Genomic DNA, 16,136 nt, shown 5'->3' on the forward strand with positions numbered 1-16,136 from the left:
CTGCCCACGCTTTGGGTTTCGAGGATAGAAGCGACACGATGTCGGATGTGACCATATTGCAGGTCGTGCCAAGGCTTGAAACCGGCGGTAGCGAGCAGTCGACTGTTGAAATCGCTGCAGCGCTGACGGAAGCCGGCGCGAAAGCCCTGGTTGCCACCGAAGGGGGACGCTTGGCAACCGCCCTTGAGGACGTGGGTGGAGAGATGATCAAGCTGCCCGTCGGGAGTAAGAACCCGATCACTATTCTCGCCAACGCGCAACGTCTGCAGAGGATCGTCGAGGACCGCCACGTCACGCTGCTGCATGCTCGCAGCCGCGCACCTGCCTGGAGCGCATATCTTGCGGCACGCCGGACACGACGCCCCTTCGTGACGACCTATCACGGAGCGTATAGCGGCCGGAGTTGGCTCAAGACATTTTACAACGGCGTCATGGCGCGCGGGGACCGAGTGATTGCGAACTCCCGCTTCACGGCCGATCTTATTTCCAGCCGCTATTCTGTGCCGCCGGAGCATCTGCACGTCATCCATCGCGGCTTCGATGTCGCCGCTTTTGACGCGGAGAAGGTAGCACCGGAGCGCATCGCGCGGCTCAGACAAGCCTGGGGACTCGATCCGCGTCAGCGCGTTGTCTTGCAGGCTGCAAGACTTACCCGATGGAAAGGGCACCACTATACGATCGAAGCGGCCCGTCAGCTGAAAGAGCAAGACCACCTCAAGAACATTGTGTTCATTTTTGCTGGCGACTCACAGGGACGCGACGACTATCGCGAAGAGCTCCAAGCAGAGATCGATGCCGCAGACCTCGCGCACGCGGTGCGCCTTGTAGGGCATTGCGACGACATCCCGGCGGCATTTCTGCTCTCCGACATTGCTGTCCTGGCATCGACGCGTGCTGAGACGTTTGGACGCACTAGCGTCGAGTCTCAGGCCGCAGGGTGTCCAGTCATCGTCAGCGACATCGGAGCCGCAAGCGAGAACGTTGTGGCCCAAACCGCTGGGGGCATCGCAACAGGATGGGTCGCGCCAGCTGCCGATGCCGGTGCCCTCGCTGAGTGTCTTGCCGAGGCTTTAGCCCTTTCACCTCAGGCGCTTTCGGCTATGGGTCAGCGGGCACGCACACACGTACGAAAACAATTCGCTCTACACGATATGCAACGGGCAACTTTGGGTGTTTACGACCAACTTTTGGGTACGGAGCTTGCTGCCGCCTTCCGATCATCCAAGCAATTCTAGACGTTCAAAAAAACGTGTGTGAACGGCGCCTATTCCTGCACTTTTTGGCCTCGCTTCCGCCACAGCTTCTGATAACGATCGCTTCGCATTTGGTACTGGCGCTGCACAGCTCCGTTCTTGGGGAACCAACGCCCTAAAGGAGTTGTTAAGTATGGTAGTGCCAAGCTTCCAAAAATGTATTCGAGTACTCCAACACACATGCAGGCACGAGCACAGCAGGGCCACGGCGCAAATACGCGGCCCGTCCATTTCATCTACCATGTGCCCAAATGTGCAGGGCGGACCATCGACCGGCACCTAGCCAGCGCATTGCCCGCAGGCTCCTACCATCGTGTACGCCGTCGCCACGGCATCGGCCGAATTGTAACCGGCTACGACATCTCTAAATTGGCTAATCCGAAGCAGACCCAAGTGGTGAGCGGGCATCATCTGGGGCTCTCGGTCGATTCATTCTTTGCGGACCGTCTCATCAAGCGCAGTTTGTTGCTGCGCGATCCCGCAAGTCATTTCGTGTCCTATTACAATTTCCGCATGACGCGCTACATCAGCGAGGGATTGCAGCCCTACAGCATCGATGTGGCCTATGGGGCCATGCGGCGCAACTTCATCACGCATTACATCCTCAACAATTTTCTCGAACTGAGCTGGGTGCGTATCGCTAGACTTTCTGACCAAGACAAATACGATCTGGCAAACGCGTTTCTCTCCATGTTCTGGTTCGTCGGCGATTACACGCTGTGCGACGATTTATTGAGTGCCCTTGGCGATAGGCTTGACATCTCGGCCAACGCGCTTCTTCACAACGGCCATCAGGACTTAGCACGCGGGGCCGGTTGGACTCCTTTGACACAAGAGGTGCTCTCCCGAGAGACGGTCGCAAGCATTCAGGCGGAAAACCGGATCGACCAAAGATTGTGGGAGACCTGGCGCGAAGCGCGCCACGAGACTGGCGCGGTGCGTCCGCTTGCATTGGAGGATGGATCCTCCAGCTTCTTCAGCGACGAGGCGCTACGCCTCGTGCATCAAATTGTCCGCCGTCTGCAGCGTCGTTGGGGACTATTCGGTACCGGAGGCCCGGTTCCGCAGCGGGACCCTGCTGCACAGGTTTAGCTGGAGACTTACCCGAAGGCTCGTCAGCAACTCCGAACCTCAGGGGGCTTGCCCACAGGCTTCGTGTCGGGTGCTTCCGAGTGCGCCTCCGGGATGCTAAGCCATAGCAACAGACTTCATCTCCCCAACCGCCAATGGGCCCTGCGGCAGCGCTACAATACGGTCAACTCCATGCAGCAACTTGCCAAACTCGCGCTTCGGCGAGAGCCGGCGATCATCCGCACGCTGTTTTTCCTTGGCCCGCTCCTGACGCTGCTGGTGCCGAAGACAACGGTTGCGATACTCGTTGTGCTCTTTCTTTGCTGCGTTGGACTGGAAATTGCGCGCGGTAATGGTGTCACGGGGCTGTTCCGGATCAATGCGACTCTAGCGCTTTTCGGTATCACCGCCGCCTATCTCTTCGTCAACGCCACTTGGTCGCTTGACCCCGAGCGGGCCTTTACAGCCGCCCTTTGGTTTACGCTCATCGTTCTTATGTGTTTTGCTGCAGCGCGGGCGCTTGCGCGCTGGCCTGAGTGCTCGCTGCGCATGGCGGCGGCGGCATTTGTAATCGGTATCGGGGTTGGAGTTGCCTTTCTGCTGTTCGAGGCCCTGACGGGACGGGTTGCAACGCTGGCTCTCTATAACGCCCTTGCATTCACACGGCCCGACAGCCTCAAAGAATTTGTGGTCCGCAACGGAGAGATTGTGCGCATCCCTCCGGGCGAATTTAACGCCATGATCGCCGTCATGCTCTTGGCCTTGTGGCCCGCGCTGCTTTGCACTGTGACGCACCTTGGCCACCGAAGCCGCTATGTCGTCGCCGTTGCGCTCTTAATCGCCGCAACGGTAGCGATATTCCTATCGAACCACGATTCATCGAAAGTTGGGATCGTCGCCAGTCTCGTCGTATTCGCGCTCGCAACGCTCTCGCCTACCGGGACGCGGCGGGGGCTATGGCTCGTTTGGTGCCTTGCGTTCGCGCTCGTCGTGCCACTGGCGACGGCGGCGTACAAAGCAGAGCTCCATCAGTCCGACCGGCTTCCATTTTCGGCGCAGGCCCGTGTGACCCTGTGGGCCTACACCGCCGAGCACGTTCAAGCCACGCCGCTACTTGGCATCGGGGGCTCGTCAACTCGCAAGATCGATCAGTCACCGGATAATCGAAGGATGGAGTGGAAGAAAAAACAAAAGGAGGAGGGCTTCGGATGGCGCGCGGGTGCGCATGCGCACAACGCCTTCCTTCAGACCTGGTACGAGCTTGGCGCGGTCGGTGTCATCCTATTCGTGGTTACCGGTTCTGCCGTCATTTTGTCACTTGGCGCGATTCCCCGCGGAGCTCAACGCTTTGCCTCAGCCCACGTCGCGGCATTCTTCGCCATCATCGCCTTTGCCTGGGGCATGTGGCAGGGATGGCTAATGGCGCTTACGGGCTTGTCCGCCCTCTACGTGGCGCTGGCCGTGAACGTGTATCGCTTTTCTGCCAAGGATGCGGCAGCAACTGAGCCCTGATCCGAAGGCCTATTTCGGTGTGACTTGTCAGACATCGCTCCCTTCTTGTAGAACTTTTCGCTTGTAACTTTGTTTAATGGTTGCGCCCCGCGCCTCGCCGCGGCGAGGGCGCTTCGAAATTGAAGGAGACTAAGACATCGCAAGACGGCCCATGAAGACCGCCCCCAACCGGGGAGGCCCCCGCACAAACGAGGGAATTGACACTCCGCAAATCCAGCTAATTGACGCAACCGGCGAAAATGTTGGCGTCGTCGAAATCGAAGACGCGCTCGCGCGCGCAGCTGAGGCTGGGCTCGATCTTGTCGAGATCTCGCCCAATACAAACCCGCCCGTTTGCAAAATCCTGGATTACGGCAAGTATAAGTATCAGGCGCAGAAAAAGGCCGCTGAAGCACGCAAAAAGCAGCGCACTGTCGAGATCAAAGAAATCAAGATGCGACCCAATATCGACACGCACGATTACGACGTGAAGATGCGGTCCATGAACCGGTTCTTCGGAGAAGGCGACAAGGTCAAGGTAACCCTGCGTTTTCGGGGCCGAGAGATGGCGCACCAGGATCTAGGGGTCCAGCTCCTCAACAAGGTTAAGGAAGACACGCTCGACATCGCGAAGGTGGAGTCCGAGCCCCGTCTGGAAGGGCGCCAGATGGTGATGGTGTTGGCACCGCGTTAGCCAGATGCCGCCGACAGCGCTTGCGCTCGAGGCGCAATTACCTCTATAACCCGCGGTTTAAGGAGCCGCCCGGCAGGGCATGCCGTGGCGGCTCTCATGCTTTCCAGCATCTTGATTCTAAATTTTTCTAAGAACGCCGGCCTGGAACCATCCAGCGCCTGCCAAAGAAGGAAGCAAAATGCCCAAGCTCAAGACGAAGAGCGGTGCCAAGAAGCGATTCAAGGTCACGGCCAGAGGCAAGGTGAAGTGCCTTGCTGCCGGCAAGCGTCACGGCATGATCAAGCGGTCCAATAAGTTTATCCGGAACGCGCGGGGAACCATGGTTCTCGCCGATGAAGACGCAAAAGTCGTGAAGAAGAATTTTCTCCCCTACGCCCGCTAGGGCTAGGCGCAACGAAACGCTAAGGAGCACCGACAATGTCCCGTGTAAAACGTGGCGTCACCAATCATGCCCGTCACCGCAAGGTACTTAAGCAGGCCAGGGGTTATTATGGACGCCGTAAGAACACTATCCGCGTCGCCAAGCAGGCCGTGGAGAAGGCCGGTCAGTACGCCTATCGCGACCGCAAGGTGCGGAAGCGTACGTTCCGTTCTCTGTGGATCCAGCGCATCAACGCGGCCGCCCGAGCTCATGGTTCGACCTATGGCCAGTTCATCGATGGTCTCAAGAAGGCCGGTATCGAGCTCGACCGGAAGGTTCTGGCCGATATAGCCGTTCGCGAGCCGCAGACCTTTCAAGGGTTGGTCGAAGCTGCCACTGCCGCCCGGGCTTAAGGCCCGAGTTCGCTGGCAAGGAGCGAGACCTATGACGGCGTCAGCCCCATGGCGGCAATAGCCCAATGAGCGCGTCCGAGCTGGATACCCTCAAGGCCGAGTTGCTTGAGACGATTGCGTCTGCGTCTGATCTTTCGGGCCTCGAAGAGGTGCGCGTGGGCGCGCTTGGCAAGAAGGGCCGCGTTTCAGCCCTTATGCAGCGGCTCGGCTCGATGCCGCCAGAGGAGCGCAAGAGCTACGGCCAGGCGGTCAATGCGGTAAAGGTCGCGATATCCGAGGCCCTTGAAGCAAAACGCGCGACGCTCGCGCGTGCGGCCACGGCCGCGAAGCTGGCCGGCGAACGTGTGGACGTAACGCTGCCGGTGCGCGAAGGACCATTGGCGGAGGGCCGCATACACCCGGTTAGTCAGGTCACCGAGGAACTCACTGAGATTTTCGCCGATATGGGCTTTTCGATTGCGGAAGGCCCGGACATCGAGACCGACTTCAATAACTTCACCGCACTCAACATCCCGCCGGAGCATCCAGCGCGGCAGGACCACGATACGTTCTATTTCGGTGAAGGCGCCGACGGGGACCGCCCGGTCCTACGCACACACACAAGCCCTGTGCAGATTCGCACCATGCTCGCCCATAAGCCGCCACTGCGCATTATCGCACCTGGCCGGGTGTACCGCTGCGACTCCGATCAGACCCACACACCGATGTTCCACCAGATCGAAGGGCTGGTGATCGACGAGGAGACCCACCTCGGTCATCTCAAATGGGTCCTGGAGGAATTCTGCAAAGCGTTCTTCGAAGTGCCCGAAGTCAAGATGCGCTTCCGCGCCAGCCATTTCCCCTTCACCGAGCCCTCGATGGAGGTCGATATCGGCTACGCGAAAGTTGGTGACGAGATTCGCATCGGCGAGGGTGATCAATGGCTAGAGATCCTTGGGTGCGGCATGGTGCACCCCAACGTCCTTCATGCCGTCGATCTCGATTCCAAAAAGTACCAAGGGTTTGCCTTTGGCGTCGGCATAGATCGGCTGGCCATGCTGAAATACGGTGCGCCTGACTTGCGAGCCTTCTTCGCAGGGGATTTGCGCTGGCTTAAGCACTACGGCTTCCTTCCGCTATCCGTGCCGACCCTTGCTGGGGGGCTGAGCTAGGTAATGAAGTTCACCCTTTCATGGCTGAAGGAACATCTCGACACGGACGCGTCCGTCGACGAGATCGCCGATACGCTCACCCTAATCGGGCTTGAGATCGAAGAGGTCGTCGATCCCGCCAAGGCGCTCGAAGACTTTCGCGTGGCCGAGGTCGTTTCGGCGGAAAAGCATCCGGACGCCGATAAGCTTCAAGTCCTCCGCGTCAATACGGGCAAGGAGACGCTGCAAGTGGTCTGCGGCGCCCCCAATGCGCGTGCCGGCATGAAAGGCGTGTTCGCGCCGGTGGGAGCGTATGTGCCCGGCATCGACTTCACGCTGACGAAGGCCAAGATTCGCGGCGTTGAATCGTCCGGCATGATGGTGTCGGAGCGCGAGTTGGAACTCTCCGACGAACATACCGGGATTATCGAACTCCCGAGGACGTCGCGCGTGGGCAGCTCGGCAGCCAAGGCGCTCGGCCTTGATGACGTGGTGTTCGACATCGCCATCACGCCGAACCGTCCCGATTGCCTTGGCGTCCGTGGCGTGGCTCGCGATCTCGCGGCAGCCGGGCTCGGCAAGCTGAAAAAGGACACCGTCAAGCCGATCAAAGGAACGTTCGACAATCCCGTTCCCATCGAACTTGAGTTCGATACGGAGACGAAAGACGCCTGTCCGGTCTTCGCGGGCCGCCTGGTGCGCGGTGTAAAGAACGGACCAAGCCCCGACTGGCTGCAGGCACAGCTAAGGGCAATCGGCCTTCGTCCGATCAACGCGCTCGTCGATATCACGAACTACATCTCCTACGATCGTGCGCGCCCTTTACACGTCTACGACGCTGACAAGCTGTCCGGCGCGATCCGAGCGCGGCTCGGCAAAGCAGGCGAAAGCTTTGAGGCTCTCGACGGTAAATCCTATAAGGTCGACGAGGAGATGTGCGTTATCGCCGACGATCGCGCCGTGCTCGGCCTTGGCGGCGTCATGGGCGGCGAAGAGACCGGCTGCACCGAAGAGACCACGAACGTCTTCATCGAGTCTGCCTATTTCGATCCGAAGCGCACCACAGGCACCGGCCGTACACTGAATATTATTTCGGACGCGCGCTTCCGCTTCGAACGAGGCGTCGACCCGCAATCGGTGGAGCCCGGGCTGGAGCAAGCCACGGCAATGGTGCTTGATCTATGCGGCGGTGAGGCCAGTACGGTCACCGTCGCGGGGCAAGCGCCAAAAGCGAATGCGCCGTTCCGCTTCGACATACGTCGGATTGAGCGCCTGAGCGGTCTGTCGCTGCCGGAGCGCGATATTCAGCGCATCCTGAAGGCTCTGGGCATAAAGCTGGAGGGCGAGGGGCACACACGGAAAGCCGCGCCACCGTCGTGGCGGCCGGACCTTTCGATCCCGGCCGATCTCGTGGAGGAGGTCGTGCGCCTTGCTGGCGTCGACCGTGTCCCCGCCACGCCGCTACCGCGCCTTTCCGGGGTGGCGAAACCGGTTCTGACGCCCGCGCAGAAAAAGTCCCGTGCCGTGCGCCGCCTTCTGGCCGGACGTGGCTTGGTCGAAGCCGTGACCTGGTCGTTCATCCCGAAGAACGAGGCTATGGAGTTTGGCGGCGGCCAAGACGACCTCTCCTTAGATAATCCGATTTCCACTGAGCTGTCGCAGATGCGCCCGAGCCTGTTGCCGGGCCTCATCAGTGCTGCCAAGCGCAACAGGGATCGCGGCCTTGCGGACGGCGCCTTGTTTGAGCTCGGCAACGCGTATCACGGTCGTTCGCCAGATGATCAGTTTGCTTCGGCCAGCGGCGTGCGCTTCGGGCAGTCGTCGCTCGATGGCGCAGGCCGTCATTGGTCGGGGGCAGCGCCAGAGGCCGGCTGGTCGGCCGTCAAGGCAGATGCTGTCGCCGCATTGGAGGCGCTTGGTCTCAACCAGAGCAAGGTGCAAATCACGCGCGAGGCTCCGGACTGGTTTCATCCGGGTCGGTCGGGCGCCATCAAGCTTGGCCCCAAAGTCATGCTCGGCGTGTTTGGGGAGCTCCATCCGGATACGCTCGCCGCTCTCGATGCCGATGCGCCCATGGCCGCGTTCGAAGTCTATCTCGACAATCTTCCGCCATCTAAGGCCAAGGGCACGGCCAGGGCGGCGCTCGACGCCTCGGACCTTCAGGCGGTCACCCGCGACTTCGCCTTCCTGGTCGATGCAGAGACGGACGCCGCCGTGCTCGTTCGCGCGGCCTCAAGTGCCGACCGTTCGCTGATCTCCAGCGTCAATGTCTTCGATGAGTTCACCGGCCGGGGCGTTCCTGAGGGCAAGAAGTCCCTCGCAATCGAGGTCGTCCTTCAACCGCGCGACAAGACGCTGACGGACGAGGAGATCGACGCGGTGGCGGAGAAAGTCGTCGCAGGCGTCGCAAAAGCGACGGGCGGCATGCTTCGGTAAGTCTCGGCTAAAACTGCCCGAACCCGAAGATGGTATTGTTGCGCCTCTTCTTGCGGCCTGCGCCGTAGAATGGCCTGTCTGCGCACGCGTCCGCTAAGCTTGGGGCGAGCTGTGCTGGAATTGGCGGTGCGGGCGTCCATGATGCGCAGAGTGCGCCCACTTTGCCTCCGAGCGACTCGGACCCCGCCCCGCAATAAAGCCCCGTCCCATCGCGGCGCGGCGTGAAGGCGATGCCTTCGGCGCCTGCGGAGTCCCCGAGCTGACGCCCCAAATAGTTCAGAGCAAAAATGCGGCGCGCGCCTTCTTGCGGGGAAAAACGCTCCGGGCGGATATGAGTGTTGGCGATCGGGATTGCTTCGATTGCGCCGACCGTCCAGTCCTCCCCCGACTTCGCGAGATGCACCTTTGCCATGAGCCCGTAGTCGCGGCACATGCCGAAGCGTTGCATCGCTGCCGTGCCGGGGTGGAGAAAATTGCCTAGTCCATAAAAGATGAGAGCGTTCCCGACCCGTTCGATACCCTGGGCTACATGGGGGTGGTGTCCGACGATCAGATCGATGCTCCTCTCCCGCGCCGCGAAGTCCCGCCAATCGTCGAGCTGACGCTTGTCCGGTACAACACGGCCTTCAACGCCGTAGTGCACAGATAGGATCCGATAGTCAGCGGGAAGCTCACGTAGCCGATTAACGACAATTTCGAAGTCGTCACGACGGCGGTAGGCCGCCTGACCGGGCTTTCCCTCTCCCGCACGATGCTCAGCCTGCTGACGGGTAATGATCCCCGTCGCGGTGAAGCCGATCTTCATGCCGTCAATGTCAAGACAGCTCGGCCGGGTTGCTTCCTCGAAGTCGGCGCCAAGGCCGGCATAGGCGATTGCCTTACCCTTCCCGTTCGCCGCATTCGCGACGGCCATATGATAGAGCGTCTCCTCCGCGCCTGTGGGGCCGTAGTCCATTGAATGATTGTTGGCCAAGGAGAAGAGGTTGAACCCTGTACCGACCAACGCATTGAGCCCAGCCGGGTGGCTTCGGAAATTGTAGGGCGATGTCTGCCCTTTCATTTCCGGTTCCAGATCGTTTCGGTCCGTCACCACGGTCTCGAGATTGAGGAAGGCCAGATCGCCGTCCACCTCTCCGGAGATGCCGCTCAGGCTCTCTGCATAGGTGAGGCTCTGCCGGTTTTTGGTGAAGCCCGTGGCACTGACGGGTGCGTCCTTCGGGTTGAAACCAGTGTCGCCGGCGAGCAGCAGCGTGAGCTGCGTTGGTCCCCCGCTGCCTTTGGGACCTGCCGAGGACTGTGCGCTGCCAATCGCGGCAGTATATTCGGATGGCGCGCAAGCGCTGATCGCCATCTCGGCGCGCGCCTCACTCGCAAATCCGACGCACGCCATGAGCACGGCTGTGGTGTAGACAGCAAGGCGCATCCGCCTTTGGATCCTCATGCGGTGGTTTCGAGCTCGGCTCGGGCCCGAATTGGTTCGACATCGAACCCCAAATTATGGTCACGCGCGAAGTGAACCATCGCTCGCTCGGACAAGGCGCTGATCGTCAGGAGAGGGTTGCAGCCAAGCGACCGCGGTATGATCGAGCCATCGCAAACATAGAGCCCCGCATGAGTCTCGGCGCCCGACGGACCGGCAAAGACCTGGCACTTGTGATTGACCGTCCCACTTTCAGCGGCCTCCCCCATGCCACAGCCGCCGAGCGGGTGCGCTGTCGTAGGACGCGTTCCCATATTGGTCGCGACGAGCGGGTTCTTGATGTAGCGCCCGCCAACCGCTTCTGCAGCCTTTGTCAGCGCAGCATCAACGCGGGCATAAACGTCCTGCTTGGCGACATCCGGCCAATCGACTTCCAACGCATCATCCTTGAGCACGAGGTGCCCGAGCGCCTCGTCGTGGGAGACGCAGAAGAAGCTCTGCAGATGCGCAAGCGGGCCCTTGTATACGCCCTTAATGAGGCTCTGCGCTGCGCCCAGCAAGCGGCCGCCCGCTGCAAAAAACACCGGCAAAAGGGGTGCGACAGAGGAAGGCATGGTGCCTTCCTGAATGATCATACTGGCACTTAGATCGGCATTGTCAGGCAGTTCGATCTGACCCGCCACGCAGGGGCCGACGGGGTCCTCTGCAAACTTTGGGGGATGACCGACGCCGACGGCATTAGCGCGGTTCTTTCCGCCGAGCGCAAAGGCAATGATGTCGCCATTGGCAGAGAACCCAGAGCCGAGTCGATCGGACGTCTTCAGTCCGCGGTCGCGAGACCGCAGCAATATCTCCGTGGACCCCAATGTCCCTGCGCCTAGAAAAACTGTCTTGGCATCGACGTAGGAGCCGTCTTCGGCATCATCGGTCGAACGGAAGTGCACCCGCCACCCGGATGTCAGCTTTTCCACGGAACTGACGGACAGTTCGGTGAAGATCTCGGCGCCATGTGTTTTGGCATCGGCCAGATACGTCACAGCAATGGAGTTCTTCGCCCCTACATTGCACCCCGAACAGCAGTCGCCGCAGAGCGTACACGCGGCTTGTGCGATGCCGGCCGGGTTGACGGTATCGTCGAAACTCACGGTGACCGGCGCGGTCACAGGGGGCGTCCCGAAGACACCGCTTGCCGCCTCCAGCGCTTGGTACTTTGTAAGTGAGGGCGCGCTCGCATGACGGGTCGGCCGCAGCATGGCCGAGGCGCGTGCGAAACCGAGTTCGAGCAACCCGTCGTCGCGGACCGCATTGGGCCAAGCCTCATCCGCAAAGACTCGCGCATCGGGGTGCAATGCGACCCCCGCATTAATTAACGAACCGCCGCCGAGACCGCAGCCCACGACCACATTGATGTCGGAACCGAGCCGCACATCGTATAGGCCCGTTCTGGACCCGGAGCGCTTTGCGCCGTTGGTGACCTGAAGCTCGCGTCGAAGCTCCGGCAAGCGCGAGGGAAAGCCGCCGACAGGCACTTCCCGGCCGCGCTCCAGGACGCAGACATGCTGGCCCGCGCGAGACAGTCGCGCTGCGGCGATACCGCCGCCATATCCGGATCCGACCACGACAACGTCGTAAGACGGCCGCATGTCAATACGGGCAAGGGACAGAGTTTCGGGCTGCTGCATGATTCTCAATACCCCGGCTGCGTCGCGAGTTCCAACGTGATGAGCTTGTTTCACTTCCAATCACACAAGCGCGAGAGGCTCTACCGCCCCTGCGTACGAGTCCTTATCGTCAGTTACAGACAACAATGTGGAGACGTTCAATGATCGCGCGATGGATTTTCGCCAGCCTTACAGCCTCCTTTCTGGCCCTGTTCGTGGTCGCCATGCACAACCACGAAGCTGTGGCGCAGAACGCAGCAGAAACAAAGACCGCCATCTTCGCGGGCGGCTGCTTCTGGTGCGTAGAGGATGCGTTCGACAAGGTCGATGGGGTAACTGAGACCGTCTCAGGTTACGCTGGCGGCAATTCGCCAAACCCGACCTATTCCAACCACAAGGGCCACCTGGAGGCGCTCAAAGTCACTTACGATCCCTCCAAAGTGACCTACGCTGAGTTGTTGGATCATTTCTGGCGCAATATCGATCCGTTCGATCCGATTGGTCAGTTCTGCGACAAGGGGCCGGCCTACAGGACCGCCGTTTTCGTTTCCGACGATGCAGAGAAGTCGCTCGCGGAAACGACAAAGCAGGACATTGCGAAGCGCTTTCGAAAAGAGGTTGCGACGGAAATCCGCCCAACCAGCACGTTCACTGCGGCGGAGGAGTATCACCAGGACTATCACACGAAAAACCCGGTGAGTTACAAGTATTACAAATGGAATTGCGGCCGTGCCCAGCGCCTAGCTGAAATCTGGGGCGATAAGAGCAGCTGACGCAGAACCGTTGAGCAGCCGCAAGTATAACCATATAAGGGGCTCGCGCTGAGCGCGGTGCCTCTCTTGTATTGCAGCCTCAGTTCCCAGCGCTGAGAGTGCGTCATACTCCCAACTTGACGTTCAGCTGTTTGCTCTCGTACGTAGCCGTCCATGAGTGCGCCGACGCCCCTCTCCAAGATCCGCAATTTCTCAATCATTGCCCATATCGACCACGGCAAATCAACCCTGGCCGACCGCCTTATTCAGCTCTGCGGCGGGCTGACCGAGCGCGAGATGAAAGAGCAGGTGCTCGACTCGATGGACATCGAGCGGGAGCGCGGCATTACCATCAAAGCGCAGACCGTTCGGCTCGACTACCGAGCGAAGGACGGCGAGCTCTACGAACTGAACCTCATCGATACGCCCGGCCATGTGGACTTCGCCTATGAGGTGAGCCGGTCACTGGCGGCATGTGAGGGATCGCTCCTCGTCGTGGACGCAACCCAAGGCGTGGAGGCGCAGACTCTGGCCAATGTCTACCAAGCGCTGGACAACGACCATGAGATCGTACCCGTCCTCAACAAGATCGATCTGCCGGCAGCCGAACCGGAGCGAGTCCGTTCTCAGATTGAAGACGTGATTGGGTTGGACGCTTCGGATGCGGTTGAGATTTCAGCCAAGACGGGGCTTGGCGTCGATGACGTCCTGGAGGCCATTGTCACGCGCCTGCCTGCACCGACAGGCGATCCGGACGCCCCGCTCAAGGCCATGCTCGTGGACAGTTGGTACGATGCGTATCTCGGTGTTGTGGTCCTTGTCCGTGTCATCGACGGCACGCTGCGCCAGGGGCAGCGAATCCGGCTGATGTCGACCGGTGCTGGGTATCAGGTCGATCGGTGCGGCATTTTCCGTCCGAAGCAGGAGATGCGCGACAAGCTCGGGCCTGGCGAGATCGGGTTCTTCACCGCCGCGATCAAAGAAGTGGCGGACACGCGCGTAGGCGACACGGTCACGGACGAGAAGCGGCCGACTGCCGAGCCGCTCGCCGGTTTTCAACCGGCGCAGCCCGTGGTCTTCTGCGGGCTATTCCCCGTCGACTCTGGTGATTTCGAAGATTTGCGCGAGGCCGTGGGCAAGCTGCGTCTGAACGATGCGAGCTTTGAGTTCGAGATGGAGACCTCGGCCGCGCTGGGATTTGGGTTTCGGTGCGGGTTCCTTGGTCTGCTGCACTTGGAGATCGTCCGCGAACGACTGGAACGCGAATTCAATATCGACCTCATCGCAACCGCGCCTTCGGTGGTCTACCGGGTGTTCCTCACGGACGGCACAATGGTGGAGCTCCACAACCCGGCCGACATGCCGGAGCCCCAGAAAATAGAGCGGATTGAGGAGCCGTGGATTGAGGCCAGCATCCTCGTGCCCGACGAGCATCTCGGTGCGGTGCTGAAGCTCTGCGAGGACCGACGCGGGCGACAGAAGCAGCTCACCTATGCTGGCGCCCGCGCGATGATTGTGTACGACCTGCCGCTAAACGAGGTTGTCTTCGACTTTTACGACCGGCTGAAATCGGTAACGCGAGGCTATGCGTCCTTCGACTATCACATCACCGGCTACGAGCCCGGGAACCTTGTGAAGATGTCCATGCTGGTGAATGGCGAACCGGTGGACGCGCTATCAGTCATCGTCCATCGCGATCGTGCCGAAGCGCGCGGCCGCGCCATGGTCGACAAGCTGAAGGACCTCATCCCGCGCCACATGTTCAAGATCCCCATTCAGGCAGCACTCGGCAGCAGGGTCATCGCCCGCGAGACCATCAGCGCGCTGCGTAAGGACGTGACCGCGAAGTGCTATGGCGGCGACATTACTCGGAAGCGCAAACTGCTTGAGAAGCAGAAGGCGGGTAAGAAGAAGATGCGTAGCTTTGGCAAGGTCGACATTCCGCAGGAAGCCTTCATCGCGGCCCTCAAGATGGACGCGGACTAGGCTAGGTCCCTTTCAACGCGTCCGACGGAAACCAAATCGCTTCACTCGCGTTAACGATGCAGCACCCGCGCTCCGGACGCGATTTCGCGTGCCTTGTAAATATTGCCCACCTATCGACGCAGTCCTAACAGCCCCTGCGCCGTATATATACTTGTCTATATTTCTCAATAATCGCCTTTTTGTAGTCTAAGTTGCTGCAGAATTGACATACTTTTGTTTATTCGGTGATTATTACTGTATTATTACTCATATCTACTTGACAGAGACGAATACATCACTTTCCATTCGGGCCGGGGGACGTTGTTACGAGGGATTGGTCATGCGTATCGCTTTGGTCCTTGGACTGGCTGGGCTGTGCTTACTGCTGCCCTTCGGACTCACCGAGAGCTTCGCCGAGGACGCCAAAAGCCAACAGAGCGCATCAAGTCCTGACCTGATCACGATCATGTCTGGCATGACATTCGATGGGACCGCCGTAATCGCGCGCGACCTCGCGGCCCTTGTTGAGGGCGACGGGTCGCTAAGGGTTGTTCCAATGATCGGACAAGGTCCGTCCCAAACGCTGCGAGACGTCCTGTCGCTTGGCGAGGTCGATATGGGCGTTACGCATTCGACCGTGCTTTACCACTTTGACCGAACGGGCGAACTCGGCCCCCTAAAGGACCGGGTCGTTTATGTCGCTAAACTCTTCAACGACGATCTGCATTTCCTCGCCGGCCCCGACATCGACACGGTCCAAGATCTCGCGGGCAGGGTCGTAAACGTTGGGCCCGACGGAAGCGGCACACAGGTCGCCGCTCAGATCCTTTTCGAGGCGCTTGGGCTTGACGTGCAGACGGCCCACTTTGAGCCAACAAAGGCGCTGGAGAAGCTGAAGGCCGGCCAAATCGACGCGATGATCCTGATCGGCACGACACCCATCGCTGGTCTTTCGCAGATTGACGCGAAGGCGGGTCTCAAGTTGCTGCCTGTGCCCTACCCGCAGGGGCTTGAGGATGACACGTACCCGACGGTACTCACCCACGCCGACTACCCCACGCTGATCGACCCCGGTGCACGGATCGACACGATTGGCATCTGTGCGGTGCTCGTCGCCCGCAAGGACGACGACAACGCCGAGCAACAGGCGAAGCTCCAGCAGTTCGTAGATCGTTTCTTCACGACCTTCGATTCGCTTCAGCAGCCACCTAACCATCCCAAATGGCGCGAAGTGAATTTCGCCGCGACGCTTGAGGAGTGGCCCCGCGCCTCACAAGCGCAGGCCTGGATCGACACTGCAAGAAAGACCGCACTCGCCGAAGCAGAGGAGCGTGAGAGCTTCAAGAACTTCCTAGCGCAGTCGCACAGCACGATAAGCGTCCAGTCCGTTTCCGAGGAGGACCAGGAAGAGTTGTTCCGCGCGTTTAAGGCGTGGAGCGAGTCCCAGCACGCAAACTAAGAACAGCGCCAGATGCTACTGGCATGTTTA

13 protein-coding genes are annotated in these 16,136 nt (G+C 60.1%); 11 read left to right on the top strand and 2 right to left on the bottom strand.

The window, feature by feature from the left end:
* Nucleotides 1–38 precede the first annotated feature (38 nt).
* From AC33YF_RS00540 to pheT, 8 genes are all read left to right on the top strand, one after another.
* Nucleotides 39–1,235 (top strand): glycosyltransferase family 4 protein, encoded by a 1,197-nt coding sequence (locus AC33YF_RS00540; protein WP_491775232.1) that lies wholly within the window; start codon nucleotides 39–41, stop codon nucleotides 1,233–1,235.
* Nucleotides 1,236–1,433: 198 nt separating this feature from the next.
* The gene (locus tag AC33YF_RS00545; protein ID WP_491775233.1) at nucleotides 1,434–2,345 is read left to right on the top strand and encodes a hypothetical protein; all 912 of its coding nucleotides are present in this window, start codon (nucleotides 1,434–1,436) and stop codon (nucleotides 2,343–2,345) included.
* A gap of 171 nt (nucleotides 2,346–2,516) precedes the next feature.
* Nucleotides 2,517–3,836 (top strand): O-antigen ligase family protein, encoded by a 1,320-nt coding sequence (locus AC33YF_RS00550; protein ID WP_491775234.1) that lies wholly within the window; start codon nucleotides 2,517–2,519, stop codon nucleotides 3,834–3,836.
* A gap of 151 nt (nucleotides 3,837–3,987) precedes the next feature.
* A complete protein-coding gene (infC, locus tag AC33YF_RS00555; RefSeq protein ID WP_491775235.1) occupies nucleotides 3,988–4,509 on the top strand; it encodes a translation initiation factor IF-3 in 522 nt (173 codons plus the stop codon).
* Nucleotides 4,510–4,687: 178 nt separating this feature from the next.
* Nucleotides 4,688–4,891, top strand: a complete 204-nt coding sequence (gene rpmI / locus AC33YF_RS00560; protein WP_491775236.1) for a 50S ribosomal protein L35 — start codon at nucleotides 4,688–4,690, stop codon at nucleotides 4,889–4,891.
* Nucleotides 4,892–4,926: 35 nt separating this feature from the next.
* Nucleotides 4,927–5,283, top strand: a complete 357-nt coding sequence (gene rplT, locus AC33YF_RS00565; protein WP_491775237.1) for a 50S ribosomal protein L20 — start codon at nucleotides 4,927–4,929, stop codon at nucleotides 5,281–5,283.
* Between the two features lie 65 nt (nucleotides 5,284–5,348).
* Nucleotides 5,349–6,434 (top strand): phenylalanine--tRNA ligase subunit alpha, encoded by a 1,086-nt coding sequence (pheS, locus tag AC33YF_RS00570; protein ID WP_491775238.1) that lies wholly within the window; start codon nucleotides 5,349–5,351, stop codon nucleotides 6,432–6,434.
* A 3-nt stretch (nucleotides 6,435–6,437) separates the two neighbouring features.
* A complete protein-coding gene (gene pheT, locus AC33YF_RS00575) occupies nucleotides 6,438–8,849 on the top strand; it encodes a phenylalanine--tRNA ligase subunit beta (protein WP_491775239.1) in 2,412 nt (803 codons plus the stop codon).
* Between the two features lie 7 nt (nucleotides 8,850–8,856).
* Here pheT and AC33YF_RS00580 read toward each other — a convergent pair whose 3' ends face one another.
* Both AC33YF_RS00580 and AC33YF_RS00585 read right to left on the bottom strand, forming a co-directional pair.
* Complete coding sequence (locus tag AC33YF_RS00580; protein WP_491775240.1) at nucleotides 8,857–10,272, bottom strand: CapA family protein; 1,416 nt, start codon at nucleotides 10,270–10,272, stop codon at nucleotides 8,857–8,859.
* A gap of 14 nt (nucleotides 10,273–10,286) precedes the next feature.
* The gene (locus AC33YF_RS00585) at nucleotides 10,287–11,951 is read right to left on the bottom strand and encodes a GMC oxidoreductase (protein WP_491775241.1); all 1,665 of its coding nucleotides are present in this window, start codon (nucleotides 11,949–11,951) and stop codon (nucleotides 10,287–10,289) included.
* Between the two features lie 140 nt (nucleotides 11,952–12,091).
* On the opposite strand from AC33YF_RS00585, the gene msrA reads away from it, so the two are divergent.
* The 3 genes from msrA (at nucleotide 12,092) to AC33YF_RS00600 (ending at nucleotide 16,106) form a co-directional block, all read left to right on the top strand.
* Nucleotides 12,092–12,703, top strand: a complete 612-nt coding sequence (gene msrA / locus AC33YF_RS00590; RefSeq protein WP_491775242.1) for a peptide-methionine (S)-S-oxide reductase MsrA — start codon at nucleotides 12,092–12,094, stop codon at nucleotides 12,701–12,703.
* Between the two features lie 153 nt (nucleotides 12,704–12,856).
* Entirely contained in the window at nucleotides 12,857–14,668 is a 1,812-nt protein-coding gene (gene lepA, locus AC33YF_RS00595) for a translation elongation factor 4 (RefSeq protein WP_491775243.1), read from the top strand.
* Between the two features lie 319 nt (nucleotides 14,669–14,987).
* Complete coding sequence (locus AC33YF_RS00600; protein ID WP_491775244.1) at nucleotides 14,988–16,106, top strand: TAXI family TRAP transporter solute-binding subunit; 1,119 nt, start codon at nucleotides 14,988–14,990, stop codon at nucleotides 16,104–16,106.
* The last annotated feature ends 30 nt before the right edge of the window (nucleotides 16,107–16,136 follow it).

The sequence above is a fragment of the Methyloceanibacter sp. genome (genome assembly GCF_058506495.1).

Coding starts and splice junctions, on each gene's coding strand:
- lepA (WP_491775243.1), top strand. CDS start 12,857: ATGAGTGCGCCGACGCCCCTCTCCAAGATCCGCAATTTCTCAATCATT.
- AC33YF_RS00600 (WP_491775244.1), top strand. CDS start 14,988: ATGCGTATCGCTTTGGTCCTTGGACTGGCTGGGCTGTGCTTACTGCTG.
- pheS (WP_491775238.1), top strand. CDS start 5,349: ATGAGCGCGTCCGAGCTGGATACCCTCAAGGCCGAGTTGCTTGAGACG.
- AC33YF_RS00540 (WP_491775232.1), top strand. CDS start 39: ATGTCGGATGTGACCATATTGCAGGTCGTGCCAAGGCTTGAAACCGGC.
- AC33YF_RS00585 (WP_491775241.1), bottom strand. CDS start 11,951: ATGCAGCAGCCCGAAACTCTGTCCCTTGCCCGTATTGACATGCGGCCG.
- AC33YF_RS00545 (WP_491775233.1), top strand. CDS start 1,434: ATGCAGGCACGAGCACAGCAGGGCCACGGCGCAAATACGCGGCCCGTC.
- rplT (WP_491775237.1), top strand. CDS start 4,927: ATGTCCCGTGTAAAACGTGGCGTCACCAATCATGCCCGTCACCGCAAG.
- rpmI (WP_491775236.1), top strand. CDS start 4,688: ATGCCCAAGCTCAAGACGAAGAGCGGTGCCAAGAAGCGATTCAAGGTC.
- msrA (WP_491775242.1), top strand. CDS start 12,092: ATGATCGCGCGATGGATTTTCGCCAGCCTTACAGCCTCCTTTCTGGCC.
- AC33YF_RS00550 (WP_491775234.1), top strand. CDS start 2,517: ATGCAGCAACTTGCCAAACTCGCGCTTCGGCGAGAGCCGGCGATCATC.
- infC (WP_491775235.1), top strand. CDS start 3,988: ATGAAGACCGCCCCCAACCGGGGAGGCCCCCGCACAAACGAGGGAATT.
- pheT (WP_491775239.1), top strand. CDS start 6,438: ATGAAGTTCACCCTTTCATGGCTGAAGGAACATCTCGACACGGACGCG.
- AC33YF_RS00580 (WP_491775240.1), bottom strand. CDS start 10,272: ATGCGCCTTGCTGTCTACACCACAGCCGTGCTCATGGCGTGCGTCGGA.